The sequence below is a fragment of the Halorubrum sp. Ea1 genome (genome assembly GCF_002252965.1).
Classification (GTDB): domain Archaea; phylum Halobacteriota; class Halobacteria; order Halobacteriales; family Haloferacaceae; genus Halorubrum.
In genome coordinates this window covers 38,743-43,495 of record NZ_NHPG01000094.1, presented here as the reverse complement: position 1 = coordinate 43,495, position 4,753 = coordinate 38,743, and the positions used below count along the sequence as shown (strand labels likewise).

Genomic DNA, 4,753 nt, shown 5'->3' with positions numbered 1-4,753 from the left:
CCGAGCGCGCGGGGCTCGCCGACGTCGACACCGAGCCCTTCGAACTGGACGCGTGGGAGCGCGGACGCGCGTCGCTTCGCGTTCGGGTCCCGAACCGGAACGGAGAGGGCTCGGTCCGCGAGTTCGAGTCGATCGCGCTCCCGTACTCGCCCGCCGGCGAAGTCTCCGGGGAGCTCGTCGACGTGGGGTACGGCACCCCCGCCGAGATCGACGAGCGCGACGTCGAGGGGCGGATCGCCGTCGCCTCGACGACGACGCCGGACGGTCGGTTCGTCCACCGGATGGAGAAGTTCGGGTACGCGATCGAGGCGGGCGCGGTCGGCTTCGTCTTCGTCAACCACCTCGACGGGCAGCTCCCGCCGACGGGCTCGCTGACGTTCGGCGGGGAGGCCGACGCTGTCGCGGTCGGCGTCTCCAAGGAGTCCGGCGCGTGGCTCCGGGAGTACGCGGCCGGCGGAGGCGGCGCGGGCGGGACGCACGTCGCGAGCGACGCGGCCGCCGAGGCCGAGCTCACCGTCGAGGCGACGACCGAGCCCGGCGAGAGCCGGAACGTCGTCGGCCGCGTCGGGCCCGACACGGACGAGCGGCTCCTGTTGCTCGCCCACTACGACGGCCACGACATCGCGGAGGGGGCGCTCGACAACGGCTGCGGGATCGCGACCGTGGCGACCGCGGCGGGGATCCTGACCGAAGCGGAGCTTCCGATCGGCGTCGACGTCGTCGCCGTCGGCGCCGAGGAGGTCGGGCTCCTCGGCGCGGAGCACCTGGCCGAGACGGTCGACCTCGACCGGATACGGGGCGTGATCAACGTCGACGGCGCGGGGCGCCACCGGGACCTCGTCGCGCTCGCGCACGCCTCCGACGCGGCCGCGTCGGTCGCGAGGTCGGTGTCGACGGCGACCCGCCAGCCGATCGCGGTGGACGCGGAGCCGCACCCGTTCTCCGACCAGTGGCCGTTCGTCCGCCGCGGGGTGCCGGCGCTCCAGCTTCACAGCGACTCCGGCGACCGCGGCCGCGGCTGGGGTCACACGCACGCGGACACGCGAGACAAGGTCGACGACCGGAACGTCCGGGAGCACGCGATGCTGACGGCGCTGCTCGTCTGCGAGTTCGCGGCCGCCGAGCGCGACGTGCCCCGGCTCGACCGCGAGGAACTCGTCGCCGAGTTCCGCGACGCCGACTTCGAGACGGGGATGCGCGCGGCCGACCTCTGGCCCGACGGCTGGGAGTAGCGCGCGTCAGTCGTGCGGTACGGAGGGAGTGACGGAGAGGGCTACGGCCCGCGCCCGGTCGGCACGGTCGGCGTCGTGCGCTTGTGAGCCGTGGCCCGGTGTCGGTCGAGAAGGTCGGCGACGGTCTCCTCGTCGACGTCGACGCCGCCCTCCTCGTCGACGTCAACGTCGTCCTCCTCGCCGTCCGACAGCCGCTCCGCGATCGCCGCGGCGCCGAGCCCGCGGTCGACGCCGAGCCGGAGCACGCGGTCGATGACCTCGTACGGGGCGCCCAGATCGTCGGCGTCGCGCTGTCCGGGGAGGAATCCCGCGGTCGGCGGCTTCTCGACGACGAACTCGGGGACGTCGAGCTCGGACGCGAGGGCGCGGACCTCGGTCTTGTACAGGTGCCCGATCGGGTGCACGTCCGCACCGCCGTCGCCGTGTTTCGTGAAGTAGCCGAGCAGCAGCTCGCTCCGGTTGGCCGTCCCGCAGACGAGGCGGTCCGTCGCGTTCGCGGCGAGGTACGCGAGCGTCATCCGGAGCCGAGCGACGGCGTTGCCGGACAGGACCGGTTCGTCGTGGAGATCGAAGCCGTCGGGCGCGACCGCCCCGAACTGCGCGAACAGCGAGTGGAGGTGGACCGTGTCGTGATCGATCCCGAGCGCCTCGGCCAGTGCCTCGGCGTCGCGAGCGTGGTGCGCGCCGACCTTGTTACACGGGAGTATCAGCCCGTACACGCGGTCGGCGCCGAGCGCCTCGACGGCCAGCGCCGCGGTCACCGTGGAGTCGAGCCCGCCGCTCATGTTGACCACGACCCCCTCGGCACCGGCGGCCGCGACCCGCGAGTCGAGGAACGAGCGGACCCGCTCGCGCTCGTCACCGGGGTCGCGGAGGCGACGGTCCCCGTCGCCGGTGACGTCGTCGGGAACCGACTCGCCGGCGTGCGGTCCGTCGGTCGCAGCCGTCTCGTCGCGAGCGTCCGACCGGACCGAACCCGCGGCGCGCCCGTCTAACGAGTCGCCCTCGAAGGCGGGAGACCCCCGATCACTCATCGTTCGGGCCTCCGGTCGTCCCCGTCGTCGCTCCGCGGTTCCACGGCGTGGCGCGGTCCGGGACCGCGGCTCGGCGGGGACCCGACCGCGGTCGACCGTCGGTTCGACGATTCATGTTCGACTCCCGCTTCCGAACGGACGGGTAAATACCCACGGTGCCAACTATATAAGGTATTGTGAGAATTATCTCAGATACCAGTGTAAATACGGAATACTGATAAAGAAATTCGGGGTCATACAGCGAAAGATAGCTGATACGCAGATTGTGTCTCATATGGAGTAACAGGAGTTCTGTTCTATGTGCATTTTGGCACTAATAACATATGTTTGTGGGATTACTCGGCGCCCAATTACTGTATCAAGAATATAAGGTGCGTAGAAGCAAACGTTTATCCATATCAATTTGTTGGATTCGTGTATGTCGACGATACAGCTCACGACGAGTCAGAAACGCGTCTTGACCGCGCTCGTGAACCTCGCGGAAAACGCCGATCTCCCGGTCTCCGGGGGTGACATCGCCGAGTCGATCGATCGCAAAGCCGGCACGGTCCGGAACCGGATGCAGAGCCTTCGGGACCTCCGGCTGGTCGAGGGCGTCCCGGGGCCCGACGGCGGGTACGTCCCCACCGACGGCGCCTACGAGACTCTCGGCGTCGAGCGGATGGACGACGCCGAGACCACGCCGGTCGCCGTCGACGGCGACCCGGTAGAGGGCGTGAACGTCGAGGAGATCGACCTCTCCAGCGTCGCCAACCCCGAACTCTGCCGCGCTGAGTTGGTGATCCGCGGCCCGGTCGGTCCTTTCGAGGCCGGCGATCACGTCACCGTCGGTCCGACGCCGGCCGCCGGGCTGCGCCTCTCGGGGACCGTCGACGCCACGAACGTCGACGGCAACACCCTCCTCCTGCGCGTCGACGGGATGGAGACCCCGTCCGCCGACGCCGCCGAGGTGAGCGCGGCCGACTAAGAGGCGTCGCCGTCGCGGCGCTCCGCGGACTCGACGCGGTCCCCCGACGCGATCCGGTCCCGGATCGCCCCCGTCGCGGCGGCGGCGTGACGGGCCGTCTGGTACCGCTCTCCGAAGGCGACGCGGGCGCTCTCGGCGGCCTCCCGGTCGACGTCGAAGGCGACCCCGTCGTACGCGACGTCCCACAGCACCAGCGGCTCGGGCGGCGCGGGGCCGACGCCGAGTTCCCCCGGCACCGGCTCCGCGTCGAGCAGGCGGTCGATCCGCGACGGCTCGGTGTGGCCCCGTCCGACCGCCCGGACCGCGGCGACGAGCCGGCGGACCAGCGCGCGCGGGAAGCCGTCGGCGGCGACTTCGACCACGAGCAGGTCGCCGTCCCGGGACGCGGTCGCGGTCAGGCTCCGGACGGTCCCCGCGTCGTCGCTCGTCAGGTTGTGGAAGTCGTGGCGGCCCGAGAGCCGATCGAGGGCGTCGCGGACGCGTCCGTCGTCCACGGCGCCGTCGGGGGCCGGCGAGGAGGCACCCGCCGCGGGCGCGTAGAGGTGGTACCGGTACGTCCGCCGGACCGCGTCGTGCGTCGCGTGGAACCCGTCCCGGACGTCCGCGGCCGCCCAGACGCGCACCGATCCCGGGAGGTGCCCGTTGAACGCCCGCGGCGTGAGCCACGTCGGCGCCTCGAACGCGACCGTCTGCGCGACCGCGGAGACCCCGGCGTCGGTGCGGCCCGCCGCGGCGTAGCCCGGCGGCGTCGCGTGCGTCGGCCCGTCCCCGCGATCGAGCAGTCCGTGTTCCGCGAGCGCCCGGAGGAGGGTGCCTTCGACGGTCGTCGCGTGGGGCTGGCGCTGGAAGCCGGCGTACTCGCGGCCGTCGTACGCGACCCGGAACGCGCGAGTCGTCGCGGCGGCGGTCACGTCCCGTCTGCGGACCGGTCGTCGCCCCCGTCGGCGTCGCCCGTCGTCGCATCCTCGCCCGTCGTCGCGTCGTCGCCGTCCACGGCCATCGGCACGGTGACGACGGGAACGGAAGAGACCCGGACTATCTTCTCGGTGACGCTTCCGAGGAGGACTCGCCGGAGGCCGCTGCGAGTGTGGCTCGGCATCACGACGATGTCGGCGCCGGTGTCCTCGATGGCGGCCTCGATGATGTCGATCGGCTCGCCCTGCCTGACGTCGCCGACGACGTCGACCCCCGCGTCATCGAGCTCCGCGGTCACCGTCTCGACGCGCTTTCGCGCGGCGTCCTCGATCCGTTCGGCGAACGCTCCGGCCTGCGGCCCGCCGAGCGTCTGCGCCAGCGTGTCGACCGCGGAGACGACGTGGACGGTGGCGTCGTAGCGCTCGGCGAGGCTGGCGGCGTGCGGGACGGCGTCGTTCGACTCGCCGCCCGGCGCGACCGGGAGGAGGATGTCGTCGTACATACCCGGCACTGCTCGGGCCGGGTGCAAAACGATACCGGCCGTTCGAGCGAGCGGCGCAGTCGACCCGCGAGCGGGACGGATCGGCGGGTGGAGGCGGCCGAAG

General features: G+C 72.0%; 5 protein-coding genes. 2 read left to right on the top strand and 3 right to left on the bottom strand.

The window, feature by feature from the left end; all coding sequences use genetic code 11:
- Positions 1 to 1,232: M28 family metallopeptidase (locus tag DJ73_RS11585; protein ID WP_094558016.1), on the top strand; the 1,232-nt coding region annotated here is incomplete at its 5' end.
- Positions 1,233 to 1,273: 41 nt separating this feature from the next.
- On the opposite strand, the gene nadE is transcribed toward DJ73_RS11585, so the two are convergent.
- Positions 1,274 to 2,266: an NAD(+) synthase gene (gene nadE, locus DJ73_RS11580; protein ID WP_094558015.1), complete on the bottom strand. Its 993-nt coding sequence runs from the start codon at positions 2,264 to 2,266 to the stop codon at positions 1,274 to 1,276.
- Positions 2,267 to 2,684: 418 nt separating this feature from the next.
- Here nadE and DJ73_RS11575 point away from each other — a divergent pair, with 418 nt between their 5' ends.
- Positions 2,685 to 3,233 carry an Rrf2 family transcriptional regulator gene (locus tag DJ73_RS11575; protein WP_094522254.1) on the top strand — a complete coding sequence of 183 codons (549 nt, stop codon included), beginning with the start codon at positions 2,685 to 2,687 and terminating at the stop codon, positions 3,231 to 3,233.
- On the opposite strand, the gene truA is transcribed toward DJ73_RS11575, so the two are convergent.
- Together truA and DJ73_RS11565 are read right to left on the bottom strand one after the other, a co-directional pair.
- Positions 3,230 to 4,144 carry a tRNA pseudouridine(38-40) synthase TruA gene (gene truA / locus DJ73_RS11570; protein WP_094522253.1) on the bottom strand — a complete coding sequence of 305 codons (915 nt, stop codon included), beginning with the start codon at positions 4,142 to 4,144 and terminating at the stop codon, positions 3,230 to 3,232. The two genes, DJ73_RS11575 and truA, sit on opposite strands and share 4 nt — an antisense overlap.
- Positions 4,141 to 4,650, bottom strand: coding sequence for a universal stress protein (locus DJ73_RS11565; RefSeq protein ID WP_094558014.1), 510 nt, complete (start codon positions 4,648 to 4,650; stop codon positions 4,141 to 4,143). The genes truA and DJ73_RS11565 overlap by 4 nt, the downstream gene beginning before the upstream one ends.
- Positions 4,651 to 4,753 lie beyond the last annotated feature (103 nt).

Coding starts and splice junctions, on each gene's coding strand:
- nadE (WP_094558015.1), bottom strand. CDS start 2,266: ATGAGTGATCGGGGGTCTCCCGCCTTCGAGGGCGACTCGTTAGACGGG.
- DJ73_RS11575 (WP_094522254.1), top strand. CDS start 2,685: ATGTCGACGATACAGCTCACGACGAGTCAGAAACGCGTCTTGACCGCG.
- DJ73_RS11565 (WP_094558014.1), bottom strand. CDS start 4,650: ATGTACGACGACATCCTCCTCCCGGTCGCGCCGGGCGGCGAGTCGAAC.